The sequence below is a fragment of the Lacihabitans soyangensis genome (assembly GCF_024343775.1).
GTDB lineage: Bacteria > Bacteroidota > Bacteroidia > Cytophagales > Spirosomataceae > Leadbetterella > Leadbetterella soyangensis.
On record NZ_RJUF01000129.1, the window covers coordinates 1 to 1,812 of the forward strand.

The following is a 1,812-nucleotide window of genomic DNA, read 5'->3' on the forward strand; positions in this document are numbered from 1 at the left end:
TCCTTCAACTACAACGGTCTATAAGATTCTAACTGATAATAATGTGCCGTTTCAGGTATATAAGAAAGTAAAAGAGGATAGTTTTAACTAATAAAATAGTTAAAAACCGTAAATTTTCGCACAAATGTTATGAGAACCTCAAGTACGGAGGCTACCTTTCTTTGAAATATTATATTAACAAAAGAATGGGCAAAAAAATGATGTAAAAAAATAATTACCCATAAATATATGAATTACAGCAAGTTACAAGAGGCTACTTCCGATTTGGCCCGCTTTTGCTGAGCTAACCATTTTTTTGCAGTTTTGGAAAAAGAACCTCTATTTATTTTCAAACAGTGACATTGTTAGGTCTCCAATTTTAGTTGGAGTATTCTTAACAACATTTGCAGGCCTTAAATTTTCTGCGTGTTTTCTCCTTTCTGGAGGAGACATTTCGCCCGGTTCTTTTTGCACAGATTTTAATAAATTTTGCAAAGCTGTAATCATATATCCTTGCGGGTTTTTTTGTTCTTTGGAATAAGCAAAAACTCGTTCCATTTCTTCTAAGATTCTTTTTTCCCCCATTTCAAGTTTTAGAGCTTTTATCAAGTCTAAATTTTTCCCTTTTATTACTAAGCCTATTTTTTTAAAATTTTCAATTAGATCCTTAGAGAAGTCCCAATGTAAAGAAACTGGATTTTTCGCCCTTGCTTTTACCATTTCTGAATCATGAGCATTTTCTGTTTTTGAAATAAAGAAAGTAAAGCCAATTACCTTTTTCCCCTTTTTTCTGTCAGTATAGGCAACTTTTAAATCAGTAGTTTCACTTTCATTTATTTGTTGAACTGCGATATCCAACACGTATTTTTTTAAATCCTTAGTAAACTCGAATTTGTCTTCGCAATTCATTATGAACCTAAAAGTATCGAGGTTGATCTGAAAAGTTTTAAACTCTCTTTGCATTGATATGTATTCATAAAGTTTCATGGCATAGATTGAACGGAAAGACATAGCCACTTTCATCTGGAACATAGTCGCCCCTTTACTTAAGTCTGCGAGAAATTGGTATAATTCTAAAGAGACAACAATCTCAACATCTTCACTTCTTTCATCGTGTTTCGCCTGAAGGAGTAAACCTGTATCTAAAATAACCCCTTCTTTTAATTCAATAGATACTGTTTTTTCTCTTAAATCTTTTAGAGCCTGTCTAAGTCGCCCATAGTTACCGTGTGGTTCAAGCTCTTTCATTTTGTAGCAGATTCTAGCAACAACATCAAAAATATCTTTACTTAATGCAAAGTGCTTCCCAATTGTTTTTCCTTTAGCTTCTTCTAATTTTGTCTTTATGTGAGGAGAGAGGGAGTCTATAACAGCATATAATATTCGTTTTTGGTATGGAGTTGTGACATTCATTTTAGACAATGTCATTTGATTACTTTGTGCAGTTAATATTATTTCGTTTTTATCTTTCATAGTGTTAGTATGTAAATACTTATTAGGAGTATTTGACTATGCAAATATAATAAATTAGGAGTAATAAAAAATAATCCTCCTTTTTATTTTCTAAACTCTCCTTTTTACTCCTAATAAAAGTAGCTTTTTCAACGTCAGAACCTCCTAATAGCGTCGTCAGAACCTCCTAATAAAAATCAATAAATACCACGTAATTTGCTTTATAATAAATAGTTATGGAGAAAAATGCTTTTTGGGTTAAATAATCAATAAGTTTTAATTATTATTAAATTATGTATTATAGTGAATAATATAACTTTTTATTTCCAAAATTAGAGTGGAAAAATCAAAATTAAATTTTTTAGAATAAAGAGGTTGGGC

The 1,812-nt window shown here is 30.7% G+C and carries 1 protein-coding gene; it reads right to left on the minus strand.

The window, feature by feature from the left end; genetic code table 11:
* Positions 1 to 318 precede the first annotated feature (318 nt).
* Positions 319 to 1,452: a replication initiation protein gene (locus EGI31_RS14950; RefSeq protein WP_255037979.1), complete on the minus strand. Its 1,134-nt coding sequence runs from the start codon at positions 1,450 to 1,452 to the stop codon at positions 319 to 321.
* Between the last annotated feature and the right edge of the window lie 360 nt (positions 1,453 to 1,812).